23 protein-coding genes are annotated in these 21,201 nt (G+C 67.2%); 10 read left to right on the top strand and 13 right to left on the bottom strand.

The features are described 5' to 3' along the window. Positions 1-17: 17 nt before the first annotated feature. Positions 18-785, top strand: coding sequence for an SDR family NAD(P)-dependent oxidoreductase (locus tag ACTDXD_RS11790; RefSeq protein ID WP_440127192.1), 768 nt, complete (start codon positions 18-20; stop codon positions 783-785). 16 nt (positions 786-801) lie between these two features. Further along, positions 802-1,614, top strand: coding sequence for an alpha/beta hydrolase (locus ACTDXD_RS11785; protein WP_440127618.1), 813 nt, complete (start codon positions 802-804; stop codon positions 1,612-1,614). A 22-nt stretch (positions 1,615-1,636) separates the two neighbouring features. Here the strand turns inward: ACTDXD_RS11785 and ACTDXD_RS11780 are convergent, their stop codons facing one another. Then, a complete protein-coding gene (locus ACTDXD_RS11780) occupies positions 1,637-3,232 on the bottom strand; it encodes a TM0106 family RecB-like putative nuclease (protein WP_440127191.1) in 1,596 nt (531 codons plus the stop codon). A 111-nt stretch (positions 3,233-3,343) separates the two neighbouring features. Here ACTDXD_RS11780 and ACTDXD_RS11775 point away from each other — a divergent pair, with 111 nt between their 5' ends. Genes ACTDXD_RS11775 through ACTDXD_RS11755 form a run of 5 tightly spaced genes read left to right on the top strand, consistent with a single transcriptional unit; the run spans position 3,344 to position 6,725 of the window. Further along, a complete protein-coding gene (locus ACTDXD_RS11775; RefSeq protein WP_440127190.1) occupies positions 3,344-4,030 on the top strand; it encodes a DUF6474 family protein in 687 nt (228 codons plus the stop codon). A gap of 7 nt (positions 4,031-4,037) precedes the next feature. Then, a complete protein-coding gene (locus ACTDXD_RS11770; protein ID WP_440127189.1) occupies positions 4,038-4,532 on the top strand; it encodes a hypothetical protein in 495 nt (164 codons plus the stop codon). A gap of 29 nt (positions 4,533-4,561) precedes the next feature. Further along, a complete protein-coding gene (locus ACTDXD_RS11765) occupies positions 4,562-5,233 on the top strand; it encodes a YcnI family copper-binding membrane protein (RefSeq protein ID WP_440127188.1) in 672 nt (223 codons plus the stop codon). A gap of 14 nt (positions 5,234-5,247) precedes the next feature. Next, complete coding sequence (locus tag ACTDXD_RS11760; protein ID WP_440127617.1) at positions 5,248-5,790, top strand: copper resistance CopC family protein; 543 nt, start codon at positions 5,248-5,250, stop codon at positions 5,788-5,790. Between the two features lie 5 nt (positions 5,791-5,795). Continuing rightward, positions 5,796-6,725 (top strand): CopD family protein, encoded by a 930-nt coding sequence (locus ACTDXD_RS11755; RefSeq protein ID WP_440127187.1) that lies wholly within the window; start codon positions 5,796-5,798, stop codon positions 6,723-6,725. 7 nt (positions 6,726-6,732) lie between these two features. Here the strand turns inward: ACTDXD_RS11755 and ACTDXD_RS11750 are convergent, their stop codons facing one another. The 3 genes from ACTDXD_RS11750 to ACTDXD_RS11740 are packed head-to-tail and all read right to left on the bottom strand — an operon-like array spanning position 6,733 to position 11,376. Then, entirely contained in the window at positions 6,733-7,374 is a 642-nt protein-coding gene (locus ACTDXD_RS11750) for a UdgX family uracil-DNA binding protein (RefSeq protein ID WP_440127186.1), read from the bottom strand. Between the two features lie 15 nt (positions 7,375-7,389). Further along, positions 7,390-10,572 carry a carboxyl transferase domain-containing protein gene (locus tag ACTDXD_RS11745; protein ID WP_440127185.1) on the bottom strand — a complete coding sequence of 1,061 codons (3,183 nt, stop codon included), beginning with the start codon at positions 10,570-10,572 and terminating at the stop codon, positions 7,390-7,392. Between the two features lie 51 nt (positions 10,573-10,623). After that, positions 10,624-11,376, bottom strand: a complete 753-nt coding sequence (locus ACTDXD_RS11740; protein WP_440127184.1) for an ABC transporter permease — start codon at positions 11,374-11,376, stop codon at positions 10,624-10,626. An 85-nt stretch (positions 11,377-11,461) separates the two neighbouring features. Here ACTDXD_RS11740 and ACTDXD_RS11735 point away from each other — a divergent pair, with 85 nt between their 5' ends. From ACTDXD_RS11735 to ACTDXD_RS11725, 3 genes are all read left to right on the top strand, one after another. Continuing rightward, the gene (locus ACTDXD_RS11735) at positions 11,462-12,241 is read left to right on the top strand and encodes a DUF427 domain-containing protein (RefSeq protein WP_440127183.1); all 780 of its coding nucleotides are present in this window, start codon (positions 11,462-11,464) and stop codon (positions 12,239-12,241) included. Positions 12,242-12,317: 76 nt separating this feature from the next. Then, positions 12,318-12,686 carry a RidA family protein gene (locus tag ACTDXD_RS11730; RefSeq protein ID WP_440127182.1) on the top strand — a complete coding sequence of 123 codons (369 nt, stop codon included), beginning with the start codon at positions 12,318-12,320 and terminating at the stop codon, positions 12,684-12,686. 97 nt (positions 12,687-12,783) lie between these two features. Continuing rightward, complete coding sequence (locus tag ACTDXD_RS11725; RefSeq protein ID WP_440127181.1) at positions 12,784-13,305, top strand: MarR family winged helix-turn-helix transcriptional regulator; 522 nt, start codon at positions 12,784-12,786, stop codon at positions 13,303-13,305. Positions 13,306-13,398: 93 nt separating this feature from the next. Here ACTDXD_RS11725 and ACTDXD_RS11720 read toward each other — a convergent pair whose 3' ends face one another. The 9 genes from ACTDXD_RS11720 to ACTDXD_RS11680 all read right to left on the bottom strand — a co-directional run bounded on the left by ACTDXD_RS11720 (position 13,399) and on the right by ACTDXD_RS11680 (position 21,178). Continuing rightward, a complete protein-coding gene (locus tag ACTDXD_RS11720; protein WP_440127180.1) occupies positions 13,399-14,427 on the bottom strand; it encodes a Rieske 2Fe-2S domain-containing protein in 1,029 nt (342 codons plus the stop codon). Positions 14,428-14,429: 2 nt separating this feature from the next. Beyond that, entirely contained in the window at positions 14,430-14,645 is a 216-nt protein-coding gene (locus tag ACTDXD_RS11715; protein WP_440127179.1) for a recombinase-like helix-turn-helix domain-containing protein, read from the bottom strand. A gap of 13 nt (positions 14,646-14,658) precedes the next feature. Continuing rightward, positions 14,659-15,609 (bottom strand): PDR/VanB family oxidoreductase, encoded by a 951-nt coding sequence (locus tag ACTDXD_RS11710; protein ID WP_440127178.1) that lies wholly within the window; start codon positions 15,607-15,609, stop codon positions 14,659-14,661. Between the two features lie 99 nt (positions 15,610-15,708). Then, positions 15,709-17,376, bottom strand: a complete 1,668-nt coding sequence (locus ACTDXD_RS11705) for a thiamine pyrophosphate-binding protein (protein ID WP_440127177.1) — start codon at positions 17,374-17,376, stop codon at positions 15,709-15,711. Continuing rightward, entirely contained in the window at positions 17,369-18,151 is a 783-nt protein-coding gene (locus ACTDXD_RS11700; protein WP_440127176.1) for an SDR family oxidoreductase, read from the bottom strand. The genes ACTDXD_RS11705 and ACTDXD_RS11700 overlap by 8 nt, the downstream gene beginning before the upstream one ends. A gap of 19 nt (positions 18,152-18,170) precedes the next feature. After that, complete coding sequence (locus ACTDXD_RS11695) at positions 18,171-18,935, bottom strand: 3-oxoacyl-ACP reductase family protein (RefSeq protein WP_440127175.1); 765 nt, start codon at positions 18,933-18,935, stop codon at positions 18,171-18,173. Positions 18,936-18,937: 2 nt separating this feature from the next. Beyond that, the gene (locus tag ACTDXD_RS11690) at positions 18,938-19,444 is read right to left on the bottom strand and encodes a cupin domain-containing protein (RefSeq protein WP_440127174.1); all 507 of its coding nucleotides are present in this window, start codon (positions 19,442-19,444) and stop codon (positions 18,938-18,940) included. 13 nt (positions 19,445-19,457) lie between these two features. Further along, on the bottom strand, positions 19,458-20,252 hold the full coding sequence (locus ACTDXD_RS11685; RefSeq protein WP_440127173.1) for an alpha/beta fold hydrolase: 795 nt from the start codon (positions 20,250-20,252) through the stop codon (positions 19,458-19,460). Beyond that, positions 20,249-21,178, bottom strand: a complete 930-nt coding sequence (locus ACTDXD_RS11680; RefSeq protein WP_440127172.1) for a VOC family protein — start codon at positions 21,176-21,178, stop codon at positions 20,249-20,251. Before ACTDXD_RS11680 ends, ACTDXD_RS11685 begins: the two co-directional genes overlap by 4 nt. Positions 21,179-21,201 lie beyond the last annotated feature (23 nt).

The raw sequence follows: 21,201 nt of genomic DNA, 5'->3' as shown, positions 1-21,201 counted from the left end.
GGAACAGGAGCAAGACTGTGGAAATTCAAGGTTCTGCCGCGCTCGTCACCGGCGCCGCATCGGGTCTCGGTGCCGCCACCGCTCGCCGTCTCGCCGACGCCGGAGCCACGGTGTTCGGACTCGATCTCGAGCAGTCCATCGAACGGGTCGGCGACAACGCACCCGCGGGCGTCACCCTCATTCCCACCGACGTCACCAGCGGTGACGAAGTGCACGCCGCGATTGCGCGCATCACCGAGTCCGGAGTACCGCTGCGCATCGTCGTCAACTGCGCCGGTGTCGGCTGGGCAGGCCGGATCCTGTCCAAGAACGGCCCGCACGACCTCGAGCTGTTCCGGACGGTCATCACGGTCAATCTGCTCGGCACATTCAACGTCATGCGTCTCGCTGCCGACGCGATCTCCAAGACCGACACCGTCGACGATTCCGGCCAGCGGGGCGTCATCATCAACACCGCGTCCGTCGCCGCGTTCGAAGGCCAGATCGGCCAGATCGCGTACTCGGCGTCCAAGGGCGGCGTGCACGGCATGACGGTGCCCGCCGCACGCGACCTCGCGCAGTTCGGCATCCGCGTCAACACCATCGCCCCCGGTATCGTCGACACCCCGATGCTCGCCGGTGTCACCGAGGACTACCGCAAGGGTCTCGAAGCCGGTGTTCCGTTCCCGTCGCGGCTCGCACAGCCCACCGAGTACGCGCAGCTCGCGCAGATGATCGTCGAGCACGACTACCTCAACGGCGAGACCATCCGCATGGACGGTGCGCTCCGCATGGCACCGCGGTAACGCCGCTCCGCTGCCCGTGCGGATCGTGCTCGTAGTCGTACTCGTCGCCGTGATCGCCGGTGTCGCGGCGTGGACGCTGCAACGACGGTTGATCTATCTGCCCGACACATCGGTCCCGCCCGCTGCCGCGACCGTACTGCCGGGTGCCGAGGACGTGGTCCTGACGACATCGGACGGCCTCGAACTCGGAGCGTGGTTCGTGCCCGGCCGCAATCCGACCGGTCCGGGTGCCGACTTCACAGTGCTCCTCGCACCGGGTAACGGCGGGAACCGATTGGGGCGCGCGGAGACCGCCGCCGACCTCGCCGCCGCAGGATTCTCGACGCTGCTGTTCGACTACCGCGGGTACGGCGGTAACCCCGGCCGGCCGTCGGAAGACGGCGTGGCCCGCGACGCACGTGCGGCTTTGCAGTACCTGCGGGGCAGGCAGGACGTCGAACCGGATCGAGTGCTGTACTTCGGCGAGAGTCTGGGCTGCGCCGTCGTGACCGCACTCGCCGCCGAATCACCACCGGCCGGAATGCTTCTGCGGTCTCCTTTCACCGACCTCGGATCGGTCGCGCGGCACCACTACCGGATCGTGCCGGACATCCTCCTGAAGGACAGGTTCCCGGTCGCCGACATCGTCGCAGGACTCCATGTGCCCATCACCGTCGTCTACGGCACCGCCGACCGCATCGTGCCCGCCGCGCAGAGCGCTGCGGTTGCCGACAGTGCGCCGAATCTCGTCGAAATCGTCGAACTGCACGGTGTCGAGCACAACGACCCACCGATGTTCGGGGCACCCGTCGTCGACGCTCTGGGCAGACTCGCCGACGCCGTACGGTAGGCGAATCTCGCCGACCGTGGGCTCAGAGATCGTCGATATGCGGAATGTCGAGCACCGAACGGTCGCTCATCCACTCACGCAGCACCTTGGTGGCGATCACGTCGTCCTCGTTGTACTCGAGCAGGCGAGTCCGCTGGGACAGCACCGCCTCACCGCCGTCGTAGCCGACCGCCTCCCGGTACCAGGCCATCGATGCTTCCCCTCCGGCTTCGTCGTCGCGCCAGTGATGACCCGCGATCGGCGCTATCTTCTTCAGGCCCTTACCGTTCGGGCACACGAACTGGTCGGTCACCGCCTGATAGATGTCCACCCACTGCGGCGACGAGATGAACTCCTTGACCTCCGCCTCGGACGGCACCCCCGGATATCCATGGAAACGCCGGGCCGACGACAACAACCACTTGTCTTCCGCCGACCTCGAATAGCAGTAGGCAGCAAAGGTTTTCCCGCGGCGCTCTGCTGCGCGCCGCTCGGCCGACAACCACGTCCAGAACTCACCGAACGACCGGGCCTCGTCGGTCGTGGGCACCGGCTGCCAGGTCGAGAACGGTCTGTACGCCGACTGCACGTCGGTGTTGAGCAACGTGCCCCACAGGTATGCGCCGTGTTCGTGGTAGCTCTCCATGTCGATATCGATTTCGACATCGGCGCGCGCGACATGCACCTGCCGGTAGCGGCGCACCAGGGGCGCCCCCGCGAGCCATGCCTTCGCGATCACCACCGCATCCTCGAACGGTCCCTGCGGCCACACCTCGGGTTGTTCGCCGGTCCAGCCGGCCAGTCCCTCGATCGTGGTGACCCCGAGTTCGCGCAGCACGTCGGCGCGCTGCCCCGGCGCGACCAGCGACACGTCGCGCCGTTCGGCCAGCTCGGAACGGCACCTGTCCCACCACGGGCAGGTACGGCACTCCCCTATCTGCGACGGCACCGTCGGCACGTTGCCACGCGCGATGTCGAGGCGATCGGCGAGCCGCGCGTCGTAGTCGTCGAGGACGGCGCTCAGGTCGTGGACGAGCATGCAGTCGGCGTTGTATCCGATCGCTCCGGCCACCTGCGCGGGACTGGCCAGCCCGTGGCGTTCGAGCATCCGGTACAGGTGGGCGACACGCATCTGATCACCCGAATGCGCCCGCACCTTGCGGCTCTCATCGACCGCAGGCGCCCAGCCGAACAGATCGGTGGTGACAGCGCCCCGTCCCGGGTCGGTGACCTTGTGATTGACGACGATCACGGGAATGTAGCCGCCGCGTTCCGCGTCGCGGAGCAGGATCTCTGATCGTCCCCGCCTGCCCGTGTCGGGCTCGACAGGCAGGACCGCACCCCAGATGCGGTCGGCACCCGATCGGCACGCCTCGAGGGTCCGGTCGGCGCGCTGCGCCATGGTCCCCTCCGCAACGATGTGCACCCAGCCGTCGGGGTCGGCGTCGAACATCCGCTGCCGGATCGCCTCGCGGTGCGCTGCGGCGGCTTCCTGACGTTGGACAGCGCCCGGGTTCCTGGGAGCCGCGGACAGCTCCTCGGGAAACGTGGCGTCGAGAAACACCCGGTGGCGGCACCGCGTCAGCGCGCTCGCCTCGATCGAGACGGGCCTGCGTCGCTGCTCCCCGGTCTTGTCCACAACAGTCCAGGGTATTCGCTGGACGTGCGGCGCCTCGAAGCAGCACCGTCACGTTAGGCTGACGACGAGCGCGGGCGCGCTGCGGTCGTACCGAATGGAGGGTGCTGTTCGATGGGGTTGTTCACACGGCGGAAGCGGCGTGCCACCCGCAAAGCGGAGGCCAATGCTCTCAAGCACAAGGCGAAGCTCGAGGCAAAGCTCGGCGCGAAGAACCAGTACAAGAGTGATCGGCGCACAGCGAAGTCCCAGGAAAAGCTCGCCAACAAACTCGCGAAGTCGCAGGCCAAGCTCGACAAGGAGCTCGTGAAGTCGCAGGCCAAGGTAGAAAAAGAGCAGATCGCCACCCTCAAGGCTCAGAAGAAGGCTGCCGAGAATCAAGGCCTGACCGCGGCGAAGATCCGTCGCTACCTCGGAGTCGCCCGCCTGCTCGTGCCCGTGCTCGCGCCCCTCGTCTACCAGGCCGCGACTGCCGTACGCGGGCAACTCGACGTCCGCCGCGCCCACAAACTCGGTGTAGGTGTCGAACAGCTCGGCGAGTTCACCGGTCACGGAGCACGGCTCAGCGCCCGCATCGCGGCGGCTGAGCAGTCGGTCACGAAGACCGAGGAGCTGCATTCCAAGGACGCCGAGACGAAGAAGTTCGCGGAGGCCATCCGTGGTCGCCTCACCGACCTGACCGCTGCAGTGTCTGCCGCAGAGCAGATGCCTGCCGCGCGTCGTAAGGCCGCGCACACCGCTATCGGCAACGAGCTCGACGGAATCGAGGCGGACCTGCTGGCCCGTCTCGGCGTGCGCTGACACCCGAGTGACGACGAACCCGGCCCTGCTCGGCGGCACCGCGGGGGTTTCCACCGCGGCGCTCGCCGTCGCAGCGCATGGTGCGGCCGGAGGTTCGATACCGACGAACCCCGCCGTCGCGTTGCTGACGGCGGTTGCCGTCGGGGTCGGCATCGTGGGGGCCGGGCGACCGAGGACGTCACCGGCCGTGCTGCTTGCCGCCGGCCAGCTCGGAACCCACCTCGTCCTGTCGTCGCTGACGGACGGGCACCTGCATCTTTCTCCGGCGATGCTTGCCGCGCACGCGGTCGCCGTCGTCGGGTGCGCACTGCTGATCGGCATCGCCGACCGCCTCTACGCTGCGTGTACCTCGGTTGTTCGGCGCATGCGGGCGTGGCGTCCCGCGATCACCGCATCCACGGTTCTCGTACCGCGCATCGACACCGACAGCTACATCGTCAGGTCTTTCCCTTCCGGCATCTCTCGACGAGGTCCACCGGGCGCACGGTTCGCCGTGTCCTGATCCTCATTCGAGAAAGCAACCACATCTTCATGAAGAACACCCTCACCCGGACCGTCATCGGCTCCGGTGCCACCGCGGCGCTGCTCCTTGCCGGTTCCGGCATCGCCGCCGCCCACGTCACCGTCGTCGCTCCGGGCGCCGAGCAAGGCGGCTACTCGGTCCTGACATTCCGCGTCCCCACCGAGTCCGAGACGGCAGGCACCACCGCTCTCACCGTCGAGCTGCCCGATCTGCGGTCCGCTCGCACCGAGCCGCTGCCCGGCTGGACGGCGACAGTGGAGAAGAACCCCGAGACGCAGCTCGCAACGTCGGTCACCTGGACTGCCGACCCGGGAGTCGAAGTCGGACCGGGCCAGTTCCAGCAGTTCGTTCTCTCCGTCGGCCCGCTTCCCGAGGAAGACGAAGTCACGTTCGCAGCGACCCAGACCTACAGCGACGGGGAAGTCGTCGCCTGGGATCAGATCGCAACCGGCGACGAGGAACCGGAGAAGCCCGCACCCTCCCTCACGCTCGCAGCGAGTAGCGGTGACGGGCACGGGAGCAGCAGCACCGACACGCACAGCACCGAAACGACCGCCACCGCCGAATCGGACAGCAGCACCGACAACACCGCGCGGTGGCTCGGCGGCATCGGTCTGGTGCTCGGAGCGCTCGGCGCCGCGCTCGGCCTCGGTGCAGTGATCCGGGGACGGCGCGCATGAAAGCCACAGCACCCATGAGGAACACCGGCGGCATCGGACGTCTCGTCACCGTTCTCCTCGCGCTCGTCGGTGCGCTGACGCTCGCGGCAGGCCCCGCCGCGGCGCACTCGGTGGTCCTCGGCAGCTCTCCCGAGCAAGGCTCGGAGATCGCGGAAGCACCCGAGCAGGTCAGCGTGACGTTCAACGAAGCGTTGCAGGAGCAGTTCGCAGCGCTCACCGTGGTCGGGCCCGACGGGAACCTGTGGTCCAAGGGCGACCCGGTCGTCGACGGACCCACGGTCAGCGTCGAGATCGACGGCCTCGGCCCGGTCGGCGAATACACGATCGCCTACCGCGTGACGTCGGCCGACGGGCATCCCGTCAGCGGCACCCGCACGTTCACCCTCACGCAGGAGGGCACCGGCACCCCCGGTGAGGCCGCGGCCGGCGATGCCGCGCCTGCATCCGACACCGACACCGACAGCGGTGGGGGTCCCGCCGTGTGGTGGTTCGTCGTCGCAGGTGTGGTTGTGGTCGTCGCTGCGTTGTGGTTCGTGTTGCGCAGGCCGAAGGCCTGACACTCGTGCCGATCGTTCGCCGGCGGTGGCTCCTCGGGGCCGCCGCCGGCGCCGTCGCGGGGGTCGCGCTCGGCATGCTGCTGGCCGCGCCGGAGCTGTCGGCATGGATACGGGCGCTGTCGCTCGGGGTGGGCTCGACTGTGCTCGGTGTCGCCACGCTCGCGGCGATGATGCGCGGTCGACGGCGCCCCGATGTGTCCGGCGACGACGTGTGGCGCGCACTCACCGTGCTCGGCGGGGTGTGGTTGCTGCTCGAAACCGTCCAGCTCGTCCTCGAGGCCGCCGCGACCGTCGACGTGCCCGTGGTCCGGCTCAGCTCCGGACTCTTCGTCGAATATCTGGGCACCGCAGGGTCGGGGCGGGTCGCGGGAGCCGCGTGGGTCTGCGTCGCCGCCCTCACCGTCACCGCTGCCCTCGCCTTCCGGCTCGAAGCGTCGTGGTCGAGCGCGCCGGTGCTCGTCGCTGCAGCTCTCGCTCTCGTCGCGCGACCCGTCACGGGGCACATGTCGCAGCAGCCGTTCGGGTCGTTGCTCGACGCGGCGCACGTCCTCGCGGCCGGGGTCTGGCTGGGGGTGCTCACCGCGCTCGCTCTGCTGGTCCGGGGCCGCGGGGCCTGGTCCCGGCTACTGCCGCGCTATTCGAAGCTCGCGACGATATGCGTCGTCGTGCTCGGCGTGACCGGCGTGATCGACGCGGCGGTTCGCCTCGAATCGGTCGCCGCGCTCGTCGACACCGGCTACGGGCGCGTCCTGCTCGCCAAGGTGGTGGTGCTCGTGGCGTTGCTCGCGCTGGCGTGGATCTGGCGCCGCACATGGGTGCCCGCGGCCGAAGTCCACCGAGCCGCCGCCGATACCTCTCTGCGCAACGCCGTCATCGAAGTCTGCGCGATGTCGGTGGCGTTCGGGCTCGCAGCCGCACTCGCCACCACCGCATGATCGCTGCTCAGAGGAATCCGGCGGCACGCTGAAGATCGCGCACGAGTGATTCGAAGACGTCGTCGCGGTCCACGTGGGCGCGCAACGCCGCCGACGGATGGATCGTGGCCACCACCGCCGGGTCGATCGTGCCCCGCACCTGCTCGTCGAGCTGCAGCACCTCACCCCGATGCGCGGTGAGCTTGAAATCCTTGTCGATCAACGCGCGGGCAGCCGTCACACCGAGGCACACCACGACATCGGGTCGCACCACGTCGAGTTCCGCGACGAGCCATGGCCGGCACGCGATGATCTGCCCGCCCGACGGTTTCTTGTGGATGCGCCGCTTCCCGCCCGCCGCCCGGTCGAATCGGAAGTGTTTGACGGCATTGGTGACATAGACGGTGTCCCGTTCGACACCGGCCGCTACGAGCGCCTTGTCCAGCAGGCGGCCTGCGGGCCCGACGAACGGCTCCCCCTCCAGGTCTTCCTCGTTTCCCGGCTGTTCGCCGACGAGCATCAGACGAGCATCGGTGGGCCCGTCTCCGAAGACGGTCTGCTCTGCGGCCTTGAACAGGTCGCACCCGCGACACCCCCGGGCCGCTGTCTCGAGCGAGAGGATGTCGAGGGTGTCGGGGAGATAGTCCTCAGCCCCTGGATAGGTGACCATGGCGGTGGCATACCCCTATCGCAGCTGAGAAATCCAGGTCCGGGTGTGGGCAGGGTCGATGACGTCGTCGAGTTCGAATATCGTCGCCGCCTGCAGTGCCTTACCTCGCTGATAGGCAGCCGCGACCAATTGCCCGAACAGTTCCTCGCGGGCCTCCGCGGTGGGCGCTGCATCGAGTTCCTTGCGGAAGCCGAGCCGCACCGCGCCCTCTAGTCCCATTCCTCCGATCTCGCCGGTCGGCCACGCGATCGTGAACTGCGGTGAGTGGAACGATCCACCGGCCATCGCCATGGCACCCAGCCCGTAGCCCTTGCGGAGGATGATCGTGCCGAACGGCACCGTCAGCCGGGCGCCCGCGATGAAGAACCGGCCGAATCGCCGCACGGTCGCCTGTTTCTCCGATTCCGGTCCGACCATGAAACCGGGCGTGTCGCACAGAGTCACCACGGGGAGCCTGTGCTCTTCGCACAGTTCGAGGAAGTCAGCGGCCTTGTCGGCGGCTTCGGCGTCGATCGCGCCCCCGAGATGGTGGCTGCTGTTCGCGAGCACACCGTAGGCCCTGCCCTCGACCCGCACGAGTGCGGTGACGATACCGACTCCGTGGTCCGCACGCAGTTCGAGCACCGAATCGACGTCGGCGACAGCAGTGAGAGCGGCACGGACGTCGTAGGCGCGGAGGCGATTCTCGGGGACCACGTGTCGCGCGAGACGCGGATCGGGCGCCTCGAATCCGGTTGCCTCGACAGTGAAATACGACAGGTACTGCCGGGCAAGCGCGACGGCATGTTCCTCGTCGCGCGCGGCGAGGTGGACGACGCCATTGCGGCGTTGCACGTCGATCGGACCGATCTCTTCGGGCCGGTGCTCTCCGAGTCCGCCGCCCTCGATCATGGCCGGCCCGCCCATCCCGATGTTCGCGTCGGGCGTCGCGATGAGTACATCGCACACACCGGCGAGTGCGGCGTTGCCCGCGAAACACCGGCCGGACACCACCGCGACGGTGGGCACACGACCGTGCAGCGCCGCCATCGACCGGAAGGTCGACAGGTCCAGACCCGCGCCGTGCGCTACGTCGACATCGCCCGGCCGGCCGCCGCCGCCCTCGGCGAACAGCACCACCGGCACCTCACGGCGCGCGGCGAGTTCGAGGAGCCGATCGGTCTTGCTGTGGTTGTACCTGCCCTGGGTTCCGGCGAGCACGGTGTAGTCGTACGACATGACGACGACGTCGGCACCGTCGATACGTGCCGTGCCTCCTACAAGTCCGTCGGCGGGGGTGTTCGCGATGAGGTCTTCTTCGCTGCGGCGTGCGCGTTGCGCGGCGAGGACGAGACCGCCGTATTCGACGAAGCTGCCGACGTCGACGAGGTCGGTGATGTTCTCGCGCGCGGTGCGCCTGCCGCTGTGGTGCCTGCGGGCAACCGTATCGGGACGGGCGGCATCGAGGGTGGCAGCGTGGCGCGCGCGGATCTCGTCGAGATCGGTGCGCTCGCCATCGAGGTCGAATGCCTCTGCGATGGCGTCCGAACCGGGCTCGGCATCGAGGTGAACCACGGCGAGGACGGTTCCGGGTTGCACGGTCTGCCCGGGATGCACGAGCATCCGAGTCACGCAGGCGGTCCCCGGTGTAGTGACGGTGTGCTGCATCTTCATCGCGTCGAGGATCACGACGGGTGCGCCGGCCTGCACGGTGTCGCCCTCGGCAGCGGTTTCGACGACGGTGCCCACCATTTCGGCGCACACCGCACGCTCACCGGCGCTCAGTTCGGGTACTTGCTCCGGGCTTGCGGTGTCCACGTGCGGGGCGACGAACTCTGCAAGACGCTCACCGAGCCACGTCGTTGTGACCTGGCCGGACAGAAATTCCCTGTCGCTCAGAATCTTCCGGAGCACATCCCGGTTCGTGGCGACACCGTCGACGATGAACTCGCCGAGCGTGGCATCGAGTTTGCGGAACGCGGCGGCAGGATCGGAGACCCGCACGTGTGCGATGACCTTCGCGAGCAGCGAGTCGTAGCGGGCACCCACTTCGAGCCCCGGGCGGGCGTGGGTGTCGACGCGAATCCCGGGCCCGGAAGGCGGAGTGAATGCGGCCAGGGTTCCGGTCGCGGGGACGGTCTGCCCGTCCGGGCGCAGCGTTTCGGTGTTGATGCGCGCCTGCACAGCCACTCCCCTGGCACGGGTAGGTGCTCCGGTGACACCGTGGGAGTCCGCGGTGATGCCGTCGGGCAGGTCGAGTTCGTCGAACACGGCGCCGCGCGCGACCGCGATCTGCACGGTCACGAGATCGATGCCGGTGACTTCTTCGGTGACGGTGTGCTCGACCTGGATCCGCGGGTTCACCTCGAGGAACACCATCGTCGTCCCTGCCACCAGAAACTCGACGGTCGCCAGCCCGCGCAGGTGCGTGCCGACGCCGAGCCGGACGGCCGCGACGTGCAGGTCGCGGCGCAGCGCCGCGCTCAGCGCGGGGGCGGGAGCGATCTCGACGAGTTTCTGGTGGCGGCGCTGCACGCTGCAGTCACGGTCGCCGAGTGCGCGCGCGACGGTCCCGCCGACGCCGTCGGGTGCGCCCACGATCTGCACTTCGATGTGGCGGGCCGCCGTGATGAGCGCTTCGGCGTAGAGGCGGTCGTCACCGAAGGCACCCAGCGCTTCGGCTGCGGCCGAGCGGTGGGCGTCGATGAGGTCGTCGGCGTCGCGCACGATCCGCATTCCTCGGCCGCCGCCTCCTGCTCGAGCTTTGACGACGATGCCGTCGGGGTGCTGCGCACGGAATGTGCGCAGTTCTTCCGGGTCACCCGAACCCGACGCGGGCACCACGGGAATGCCCAGGCCTGCCGCAGCGTCGCGGGCGGTCTTCTTGTCGCCGAAGGTACGCAGCGAAGCCGGATCGGGTCCGACGAATGTCAGGCCCGCGTCGGCGCAGCGGTCGGCGAACGCGGCGTTCTCGCTGAGGAAGCCGTAGCCGGGATGAACGAACGCGCAGTCCGTGTCGCGGGCGATGCGAAGGATCGCATCCTGGTCGAGATATGCGGCGGGACCCGAGCCCGGAAGCGCAACTGCCCTGGTAGCGGCCGCGACATGCGGGCTTGCGGAGTCGTCATCGGCATAGATGGCAACGGTGTCGAGGCCCAGCTCGGTGGCCGTACGGATGATTCGCAACGCGATCTCACCGCGGTTGGCTACGAGCATCATCCCTGCGCACCTCCAGGTCGAATCGACATCGACCTCAATTCATACCGCAGCTCACTCCTGCACGACCGGACGCACCCGCAGACGTCCGAGACCGATCGCGAGGACCACCGCGGTGATCGATCCCGCCGCCATGATCGCCGCGAGCACCACCACCTGGAAGCGACCGGCCTCGAGGGGCGAGAGTCCGCCGAAGATCGCGCCGACGAAGGCTCCCGGCAGCGTCACCAGTCCGGTGGTCTTCGTCTGGTCGAGGGACGGGATCAGCGCTGCCCGCACCGCGAGCCGGGCGTGGCCGAGCGTTGCCTGCCGCATGGTCGCGCCGAGCGCGAGCCACCCTTCGACCTCGGTCCACCGGTCGTCGACGATCTCGGTGAATCTCCGGCCGGCAAGTCCGGCGACCGTCATCCCACCGCCGATCACAATCCCGCCGAGCGCGAGGGCGTATCGGGGCGTGAGCTCGATGGCACCGCTGACGAACACGATGACAAGGGCGGTACCGATTCCGAAGAACATGGCCACACCGACCATCACTGTCGTCCCGATTCCTCGCCCGACCCGCCGCGACGCAGTCCACAGCGCAACGCCGAACATGATCACGAGCACCAGCGCGACCCACCGAGCGTCGGCGATGACTCCCGTGAGCACGAGGGCAACGAATGCAAGTTGCACTGTGCCGCGCGCAATTGCGTACACCGGTGCAAACCGGTGGGGAACACCGAACGCCCACAGGACGGCGGTGGCCACGGAAGCGAGCGCGGTGACTCCCACCAGTGTCCGGATGAGTTCGAGCGGATCGTCGACCATCGCCGAGCAGCGTATCCCGCCGATCGACTCGACAAGACGTCGCAGGATACGGCCGCGTGGTGTTCATGCGCGATACGGTCGATGTATGTCTGCCCGCAAGATCGCCGCGCCCCGGCCCGCCCTCGAATCCGACGACTATCTGTACGAACACAGTGAGCGCAGGATCCGGGGGAAGTGGTTCGGGCGGACGGTCGTGGACAGCACCCGCGCGGTGCTGGTGTGGGCGCCGGGGAAACCCGTGCCGTTCTATGCGTTCCCGCGCGACGACGTGCGCTTCGATCTGCTGTCCGCATCCCTGTCACCGAGCCGCAGCCGCCCCGATGTGTGGCAGTGGTACGACATCGTCGTCGACGACCAGCGCGCGTATTCGCCGGTGTTCCAGCTGGACATCGACGGTCTCGACGATCGGTTGGCATTCGCATGGTTCCGGCAGGGCGAGCCCGAGCCGGGCGACACGGTCTACGTCGATGAGGACGAGCACTGGTTCGAGGAGGAGGCCGAGGTGTTCACCCATCCACGCGACCCGCATCATCGTGTCGACGCGCTTCCCAGTTCCCGGCACGTCCGTGTCACGGTGGACGACACGGTCGTCGCCGAGACGCGCAACCCGGTGCTGGTGTTCGAGACAGGATTACCGACGCGCTACTACGTCCCCCCTGCGGATGTGGATTTCTCTCAGCTCGAGGAGTCGGCGCTGCGCACGGGGTGCCCGTACAAGGGCACGGCGCACTACTGGTCGTTCACCGGGCAAGCGGCTGCCGAGAACGTGGCGTGGTCGTACGAGGAACCTCTCGCCGGGATGGAACCGATCGCGGGGCACGTGTGTTTCTACGACGACGCGGCGGACGTGTCCGTATCGGTATGAGAAGTCCTCTTCACAGACAATATTTTAGCGCTAAGATAGTCGGCGAACCGCGACCCGACCTCAGGAGCGATCACCGATGTCACTCACCTCCGTCAGCTCTCACCATCCGTACAGCCCCGCCTATGTCGCCGGCGGACTCGTCTTCGTCTCCGGCGCGCTGTCCATCGATCCCGAGGGCATCGCCGTCGAGGGTCGCACCGAAGCCCTCGACGCCGCGATCGACCGCATGACCGACCGGCTCGCCGTCGTCGGAGGAAAGCTCTCCGACGTCGTCAAACTCACCTACTTCGTCACCGACCTGTCGCTGAGAGAGGAAGCCAACCGCCAGTTCGAGCGGCTCTTCGCAGAACCGCGCCCGGCTCGGACCTTCGTCGAGGTGAGTGCACTTCCCTACGGCGCGACCGTCGAGATCGACGCAGTCGCCACTGCCACAGCACCACGCTGATCCCTGACATCCCCACGCGCCCCGCGCAGGCCGTATCGTGAACAATGCTTTGGCGCTCAACAATCGAGCGGCAAGCCGAAGACACGAGGAGGCCCGCGTGGGGCGCGACAACGTTCCCGACCATGACGCCGTCGACGACATCGTGAGTCAGTGGACTCGCGAATGGCCCGGCCTTGACGTCACGCCCCTCGAGGTACTCGGACGCCTTCACCGCACCTACCTGCGCTATCAGAGCACCATCGCGCGGATCTTCGACGAGTACGGCATCAACATGGCCTCGTTCGACGTCCTCGCTGCACTGCGCCGCGCAGGCGAGCCCTATCGCATGACCCCCGGACAACTGGCCGAAAGCTCGCTGGTGACCACCGGTGGCGTCACCCTCCGCATCGACCGTCTCGAGAAGGCGGGATTGGTGAGACGTGAACGCGACGCCGACGACCGGCGCATCGTGCATGCCGAGCTCACCGAGGCAGGAAAGAAACTCATCGACGAGGTCGCGGTTGCTCATTTCGAGAACGAAACCCGCATGCTCGCCGAGCTGTCGAAGGACGATCAGAGCGAGCTGGTGCAGTTGCTGCGAAAACTCGAGTATTCACTCGCCCGGCACCAGGGCGACTGAGACGTACAGCGGGTATACCGCAGCACAAGACAGAAACACCCTTTGCGGAAGGGTGTTTCTGTCTTTTCGTGCCGCGGCTGCCGGACACGCTGTCTATCCGGCCAGCTGCTTCGCCAACTCCTCGGCGCGACCCCGGTACAGGCGGCGCAACCGCATGACACCGAGGTCGTGCTGGTAGAGGTTCTCGGCCTGATCTGCGTCGGGCGCCATTGCCTCGAGCATGATCCGATCCTGTTCGAGTACCTCCCAGTGCCGCTCTTCGAGGACGGTCCGATACAGGAAGCGCCACACGTCGCGTTCCCAGCCTTCGACACGCCGGTATCGCCAGAAGAACACCGCGGTGGTCTCGGAGTCGATGGGGGTGCCCATACCGACGATCCCGAACGACCCTCCCGGCCCCGCGGTGGGCGGGTAGGGAATCTCGAGGTCCACCCAGTCGGCTCCGGTGCGACAGTATTCGACCCAGTCGAAGTTGACGCCGCGCTGGTCGGTCTTCTCGAAGAAGAACCCGCGGTCGGTCTCCCGGATGCGGAACTTCGCGGTCGTCTCACCGCCGAACATCGAGTGCGATTCGTGGTGCAGGAACGCTCCGTGCATCGGGTCGAGCAGGTTCTCGAGGGCGAAGCGCCACGGCGTCTCCCACTCGGCGTAGCAGAGAAACGCGGAGACCTTCTCGTCGACGAGCGGATCGGGGAGTTCGAGCGGGCCCGGCTCGGCTTCGGGGTCGGTGCCGAACCACGCGAGGATTGCACCGCCGGCCTCGCGCACGGGCAGCGACGTCACCAGCCGCTTCCCCTCGAGGTTGCAGCCCGGCATCCCCGGGACTTTCGCGACGGTGCCGGTTCCGTCGACCTCGACCCCGTGGTACTTGCAGGCGATGCGGTCGCCGAGGTGTACGCCCTGCGACAAGGGAGCACCGCGGTGGGGGCACCGGTCTGCGAGCATCCGCACCGTGCCGTCCGATCCTCGGTACAGGACCCAGTCGTCGCCGAGGCGACGCAACTTCTTGATGCCGCCGCGCTCGACGAAGTCGGACGGGCAGACCGCATGCCATTGGTCGCGCATGCCGGTCGCGAAGATCTCGTCGGCGGACAGTGGCGCGGTGCGAAGTCGATTCACCATGGTTACGCTCCGATCCGTTGCATTTCGGTGGTGAACGAGATGGGTGTCCAGGGCTGTCCGTCGGGCCCGTGAATTCCGGAACCGTTGAGGCCCTCGACAAGTCCTTCGAGGTCGTGAACTCCTGTACCGAAGACCTGCTCGATGGCCTTGGCCAGCTTGATCTCGTAGGGGGTGAGGTCGGCCGATCGGGCCTGATGAATCTCGAGATACCGAGTCATCGAATGATCCTTTCTACAGATCCAGCACCAGCTCGTCGGAGCGGGCACGGGAGACACAGAGCATGATGGTGGCGCCGGACTCCTGCTCGGAGGCTGTGAGCAGGGAGTCGCGGTGGTCGGGAGTGCCGCAGAGGACGCGGGTTTCGCACGTGCCGCAAATTCCCTCACGGCACGAATTGGGCACGTCGACACCGGATTCCTCGAGTGTTTCGAGAATCGTCTTGTCCGGCGAGACGGTCGCGGACACGCCGGACTGCTCGCATACGATCCGGAACGGCGCATCCCCTCCCGTCTCCGCGACGCGCTCTTTCGCTTTGAACCGTTCGAGGCGGATCGCGTCCTGCGGCCACACCTCGGAATACGATTCGATTGCCGTGAGCAATCCGTCGGGGCCGCACGCGTATACGAGTGTGTCGGGTCGCGCGGTACCGAGCAGGGACGCGAGATCGAGGATGCCGTCGGTTTTCTCGGTGACGATGTGGACGCGGTCGCCGTAGCATTCGAGTTCGTCGAGGAAGGCCATCGTGGTGCGATCCCGTCCGCCGTAGTGGAGTTCCCATGTGGCGCCTGCGCGCTCGGCCTCACCGATCATGGCGAGAATCGGCGTGATTCCGATGCCACCGGCGATGAACACGTAGCGCGACGACGGGAGCAGTTCGAAGTTGTTGCGCGGGGCGCTCACCGCGACCGAGTCGCCGGGACGAAGAGCCTCGTGCACTCGACGTGATCCGCCCCGCCCGGCGCGCTCGTGCAGGACGGCCACGCGGTATCCGGACTTGTCGTCGGGGTCGCCGCACAGCGAGTACTGGCGTACGAGCCCGCCTCCGAGGTGGAGGTCGAGGTGAGCACCCGGAGTCCACCGGTCGACGGCAGCGCCGTCGGGGTGCTCGAGACGGAGCGAGACGACGCCGGTGGACTCGACCCGCATCTGACGGACCATGAGGTCGACGGTGTCTGTAGTCATGATTCTCCTCGGAGACGCTTTACTTCAGTGCTCATTATCTTAGCGCTAAGATGTTATCTGCGCCACAGCCGGCGGAGAATTCTTTCCGCGTCAGGGTTCTCAGTCGGCCGGAACGGTGACCGGCGGGGTGAACGGCGTGGGCATCTCGCCGTACGACACGAGATCGACCTCGACGATCACGGGTGCCTGCAACGACGCCGCGTCCTCGAGCACCGCGTGCGCCTCGGACGCTCCACCGATCCGCCGGTACTCGACGCCGATGGCCCGGGCGAGCAGCGCGAAATCCGGTGTCGTCAGATCCACGGCATAGGTGCCGCGACCTGCACCGGACTGCATGTTACGGAGGACGCCGTAGCCGCCGTCGTTGCACACGAGCAGCACCAGCCAGGGCTTCTCCTGCGCCATCGTGAGGATCTCACCGAGGTGGACGGCCAATCCACCGTCGCCCACCAGGCCGAGCGTCGGCCGGGTCTCGTCTGCGAGGGCAGCACCGATCGCCATGCCGAGCCCCTGACCGATACCACCGCCGCGGGGAAAGATGTTCGAGCGTGGATCGAACATCGGCAGCAACCGGTTTCCCCACGAACTCGATGCAATCGTCACGTCGCGCGCGATCACGGCGTCCCTCGGCAGCACCGCGCGCACCGCGTCGCACAGGACAGCATGGTCGCCGAGTCCGGCACGCTGGTTCGCGCGGACTGCGGTTCGAGTATCCCGAGCTCGTTCGGTCCATGCGGTGTCCACCGATCCACCGAGTTTTTCGACGCCGGACGCCGCGTCGAGGAAGGCCGCGATCTCACCGACCACGGGCAGATCGGCAGGAAACACGCGGCCCGGTGCGGCCGGATCGAGATCGACCTGGATATGGTTGCGCGGCATCGGAATCGAATAGTCACCCGTCTCGTTGGAGCGGAAGTGCGTACCGAGGGAGAGCACGAGGTCCGCATCAGCGAGCAGTCCGCGTCCGAGCGGTGACGATGCATAGTTTCCGATGCACAGCGGATGATCCTCCGGAACCGCCCCCCGACCGGAATTGCTGGTCAGCAGTGGCACGCCCCATGTCTCGACCAGCGCGGTGAGCTCGCCCCCTGCGCGTGCCACACCACCCCCGGCCCAGATCACCGGTCGACGTGCCGCCACCATCGCAGCGAAAGCGGCCTCGAGCTGCGCCGGATCCAGGGCCTCGACCCGTTCTTCGATGACAGGAGCGGAATCGAATCGGCACTGCGCATACTGAAGGTCGATCGGCCACTCCACACTGACCGGACCGCCGGGTGTAGCCAGGGCCCGGGCGACGGCATCGCGCAACACCTTTCCTGCACTGTCCGCATCGCGCACGGTCTCCGCGTGCGACGACACCGCGTCCAGCATGCCCAACTGGTCCTTGGTCTCATGGATGAATCCGCGCCCCGAACCCAGGTACTGCGATTCGACCTGTCCGGTCACGTGCAGGACCGAAGTTCCGGCGCTGAGTGATTCGATGAGCGAACCTGCCGCGTTGCCCGCGCCGGTTCCGGTGCTCGTGAGCGCGCATCCGAGGCCGCCGGTGGCCCGGGCGTATCCGTCGGCCGCATTCACCGCGGTCGCTTCGTGCCGTACCGGCACGAACCGCAAGTGCTTGCTCACCGCCTCGACAAGAGGCTGGTTGTGCACGCTGACGATGCCGAACACGGTGTCGACACCCGCCTCGCGCAGCACCTGCACCAGAAGATCGCCACCGTTTCCGACCCGGTTTCCGATGGACATGTCGAAGGTCCTTTCAGACATAGCGCGCGACACCGCCGCACACATCGATGCTGGTGCCCGTCACATACGACGAGCGAGGAGAAAGAAGGGTGACGATCATGTGGGCCACTTCGTCCGCGCGGCCGAATCGTCCGAGGGCGATCCCGCGATCCGCTGCGATCTCGGCTTCCCACTGGTCGAAACTTCCTGCATATCCGGAAGTTTCGTAGCGGCGACGCCATTGCCCGGTGTCGACGAGTCCGAGCGCCACCGAGTTCACGCGAATGCCGTCGGCCGCCAGTTCCAGCGACAGCGACTTACTCAGGTTGAGCAGGCCCGCACGTGCCGCACTGGTGGTGACCAGTCGTGTCTCCGGCTGCCGCGCCAGCACGGCCGAGATGTTGACGATCGACGGCGCCGACGACTTCCGCAACGCGGGCAACGCGGTCTCGACGGTGTTGAGCACGCCCGCGAACTTGAGGTCGAATTCGTCGCGCCAATCGTCGAGCGTGGTTTCGGCGCGCGGCTTCATCCGCGACGCACCCGCATTGTTGACCAGCCCGTCGAGACCTCCGAACCTGTCCGTAGCAGCATGGACGAGCGCGGCGACACTGTCGCGGTCCCGGACGTCGCACGCGGCGGTCAGGACATGGTCGCGTCCCGGCAGCCCATCGAGTGCTGCGTCGAGCCGATCGACGTCGCGGGCGCAGGTTACGATCTGTGCACCTTCTTCGAGCAGCATCCCGACGGTCGCGAGACCAACGCCGGAACTGCCTCCGGTGACGAGATAAGTGCGGTTCTTCAGATTCAGGTCCACGACCCGGTCCTCTCAGGTGCTAGTGCAGGACGAAGCCGCCGTTGACGACGAGTTCTTGTCCGGTGATGTACGACGCCTCGTCACCCATCAGGAAGGCGACGGCACCGACGAGATCCGCGGGCCGCTGCGGTCGATCGAGGGCCCGGTTCAATCGGTACAGTTCGTGCCGGTGCTCCGGAACATGCTGTGCAGATTCACTTTCCGTCAGGCCGGGCGAGACCGTGTTGACGGTGATCCCGTAGAACCCCAGATCGCGTGCCATGGTGCGCGTCAGAGCCGACACGCCACCCTTGGACGCGATGTAGTGCGTCAATTTCGGCGAGCCGTACAGTGCCGCATCGGATCCGATGGAGATGACGCGCCCTGTACCGTTCTGTTCGCTGTGTTCGATGATCGAGGGAATCAGCGCGCGGCTGACGAGAAACGTTCCGCGTAAGTTCACGTTCAGCACGCGGTCCCACTCGTCGACAGTGAGTTCGTGCACGGCCCTGCCGCCCACTCCGTCGGCGAGCGCGGCATTGTTGACCAGGCCGTACACGGGCCCTTCGGCGGTGACGGCCGCGGCCATCTCCGCCACCGAATCCGCATCGGCGAGATCGACGCGCACGAATCGGGCGGTGATGCCGTCGGTCCGCAGTTTCTCAGCGCTGTCCTCACCGCGGCTGATGTCGATGTCGCAGAGCTGGATACGGGCACCGTCCATTCCGAGTCGGTGAGCGATGGCGAGACCGAGTCCGCGTGCCGCACCGGTGACGACGACGGTGCGGTCGTCGAGTGCCCCCACGGTCAGTCCCGGGAGATGCCGAAGACCGCGGACGTCTCCGGGTAGGTGGGCACCTGAGGCTTCTGCGTCCCGATGATCACGCAGAACAGCGCGTCGACGCTGCCGGTGTTCTTCAGACTGCGGGGCACACCGGCCGGGACGACGATCATGTCGCGATAGCCGAGGGTGCGCTTCTCGACGACACCGTCACGGTGGATGCCCACCTCCACCTCGCCTTCGAGGACGAAGAAGGCTTCCTCCGCATCGTGGTGTGTGTGTTCGGGGCCTTCCGCACCGGCGGGAAGAAGCATGTTCGAGAAGGTGAATCCCTGCGACGCGATGGTGCGGTTGTCGTTCTCGTGGTTGCCGGTGGCGCCGGATCCGACATAGCGGATCTGTGCGCGCCGGAAGCGATCTCCGGCCTTGGCCTGGAACCCGAGAGTATCCCAGTCCTCGTGGCGGGTGCCGCGGCTGAGGATCAGCGAGTCGGTGAATTCCTTCAGATCTGCGGCCTGGTAGTCGAGTGCCATGACGGTCTCCAATTCAGTGGGTAACGGCGGTGTGGTTGCGCAGTCGTTCGGTGATCTGCACGAATGATTCGGTCCAGGCGTTGAATGCCTCGGGCTGCTCCTGGTTGGCGAGGTGCCCGGCGCCTCGAAGGGTGACGAAGACTGCGCCCCGGATTCCACCGGCGAGCACCTGGCTCGCAGGAATCCCCGTCACGCGATCGGCGTCGCCGCACATGACCAGGGTCGGGACGTCGATCTTCTCGAGATCGTCGGTGTGGTCGGTTGCGGCCATCGATTCGGCGGCGTAGCCGTAGCCGGGCAGCCGAACCGCATCCGCCATGATTCCGGTGGCTTGTTGCACGAGGTCGCCGGAGGCTTCGGCCGAGAGCAGACGCGGTGCGCGGCGGACTGCGAAATCCTCGGGTCCGCTGCGGTCGAGGTCTGCGATCCGCGATCGCATGGCCGCGGCGCTGTCGGCGTCGGCACCCGAGCCGACGGTCGAAGCACCGAGAACGAGGCTGCGTACGAGCTCCGGGTGGCGAAGTGCCAGACGTGTCGCGATCACCCCTCCCCACGACATACCGAGTACGTGTGCTCCTGCATCCGAACACTTCTCACGAACGAGTTCGGCGGCGGCATCGGCGTAATCGTCGAGGTCGAGTGAGCGGACCGGATTCTCACTTCGGGCATATCCCGGTGCGTCCCAGGCGATCATCCGGAGCGAATCACCGAGACCTGCGATCTGCGGCGCGAAACTGTCGGAGCTACCGCCGATTCCGTGCAACATCACCACGGCAGGCCCGGTCCCGTAGTCGACGGCGTACGTCATGATGCCTGTTCCAGGTCGTGGCGTTCGAAAGCGCCCGGGTCGGGGATGCCCGCCATGTGCTCGCGCACCTGGCGCGACGGCGGACCGGCCGTTCCCCACAGGTCGGAGAGCTCCGGCACGCGCCGCCACACCCGGCACAGCCAGCGGTCTTCGTCGACCTGCGCGATACCGGAGGTGTATTCGCACACCAGACCGGCCGGATCGGCGAAGTACGAGAAGGTGTTGTCGCCGGGGCCGTGCTTACCCGGCCCCCAGAGCGGAAGCTGCCCGTGATGACGCAGCCGCCCGATGCCCCGCATGAAGTGGTCCACCGTCGGCATCTCGTAGGCCACGTGGTTGATCGACGTCCACTCCGCCTGATTGAACGCGATGCTGTGATGGTCGGAATTGCATCGCAGGAAGGCCATCTGATGCTCCGACCAGTCGGACACGCGCATTCCGAGGACGTCGCAGTAGAACTGCACCGCGGCGTCGATATCGATGGTGTTGAGCACGACGTGGGTCACACCCACCGGCACGGCGTCATCGCGACCGAGCGCCGGGACGGCGAGGGTGTCGGCGATGAGCTCGATGATGCGCCCCTCGGGGTCGACGATGCGCAGGCCGTATCCACCTCCGGCGTCGTCCACCGGGCCGGGTCCTTGCACGACGAGGATGCCGCGTTCCGCGACACGGCGTGCCGCTTCGTCGACGTCGGCCGGCGTGGCCACTGCGAAGCTGATGCGCCCGAGACCGTTTCGGTCCGCCTGGGTGAGCTGGAGAGCGTGGTGCTGGTCGCCGGTTCCGCGCAGCCAGGCACCTTCCCGGCCCGATTCGACGACACTCAGGCCCCAGACCTCGGAATAGAATTCGGCGGAGTCGGCGGCGGCGTGGGTGCGCAGTTCGACCGAGCGCAGGCGCCGCAGCCGGGCGATGGGTTGATTCATGAGAATTCCTCCGATGGAGTGAT

Origin of the sequence: Rhodococcus sp. SJ-3, from assembly GCF_051918125.1 — a bacterium.
Classification (GTDB): domain Bacteria; phylum Actinomycetota; class Actinomycetes; order Mycobacteriales; family Mycobacteriaceae; genus Rhodococcus.
The sequence above is the reverse complement of the archived record's forward strand: the minus strand, read 5'-3'. Positions and strand labels throughout refer to the sequence as shown.

Bases quoted from the DNA above. Each gene is read 5' to 3' on its own strand.
- ACTDXD_RS11775 (WP_440127190.1), top strand. From the start codon at position 3,344: ATGGGGTTGTTCACACGGCGGAAGCGGCGTGCCACCCGCAAAGCGGAG.
- ACTDXD_RS11765 (WP_440127188.1), top strand. From the start codon at position 4,562: ATGAAGAACACCCTCACCCGGACCGTCATCGGCTCCGGTGCCACCGCG.
- ACTDXD_RS11760 (WP_440127617.1), top strand. From the start codon at position 5,248: ATGAGGAACACCGGCGGCATCGGACGTCTCGTCACCGTTCTCCTCGCG.
- ACTDXD_RS11750 (WP_440127186.1), bottom strand. From the start codon at position 7,374: ATGGTCACCTATCCAGGGGCTGAGGACTATCTCCCCGACACCCTCGAC.
- ACTDXD_RS11745 (WP_440127185.1), bottom strand. From the start codon at position 10,572: ATGATGCTCGTAGCCAACCGCGGTGAGATCGCGTTGCGAATCATCCGT.
- ACTDXD_RS11740 (WP_440127184.1), bottom strand. From the start codon at position 11,376: ATGGTCGACGATCCGCTCGAACTCATCCGGACACTGGTGGGAGTCACC.
- ACTDXD_RS11735 (WP_440127183.1), top strand. From the start codon at position 11,462: ATGTCTGCCCGCAAGATCGCCGCGCCCCGGCCCGCCCTCGAATCCGAC.
- ACTDXD_RS11730 (WP_440127182.1), top strand. From the start codon at position 12,318: ATGTCACTCACCTCCGTCAGCTCTCACCATCCGTACAGCCCCGCCTAT.
- ACTDXD_RS11720 (WP_440127180.1), bottom strand. From the start codon at position 14,427: ATGGTGAATCGACTTCGCACCGCGCCACTGTCCGCCGACGAGATCTTC.
- ACTDXD_RS11715 (WP_440127179.1), bottom strand. From the start codon at position 14,645: ATGACTCGGTATCTCGAGATTCATCAGGCCCGATCGGCCGACCTCACC.
- ACTDXD_RS11710 (WP_440127178.1), bottom strand. From the start codon at position 15,609: ATGACTACAGACACCGTCGACCTCATGGTCCGTCAGATGCGGGTCGAG.
- ACTDXD_RS11705 (WP_440127177.1), bottom strand. From the start codon at position 17,376: ATGTCTGAAAGGACCTTCGACATGTCCATCGGAAACCGGGTCGGAAAC.
- ACTDXD_RS11690 (WP_440127174.1), bottom strand. From the start codon at position 19,444: ATGGCACTCGACTACCAGGCCGCAGATCTGAAGGAATTCACCGACTCG.
- ACTDXD_RS11685 (WP_440127173.1), bottom strand. From the start codon at position 20,252: ATGACGTACGCCGTCGACTACGGGACCGGGCCTGCCGTGGTGATGTTG.
- ACTDXD_RS11680 (WP_440127172.1), bottom strand. From the start codon at position 21,178: ATGAATCAACCCATCGCCCGGCTGCGGCGCCTGCGCTCGGTCGAACTG.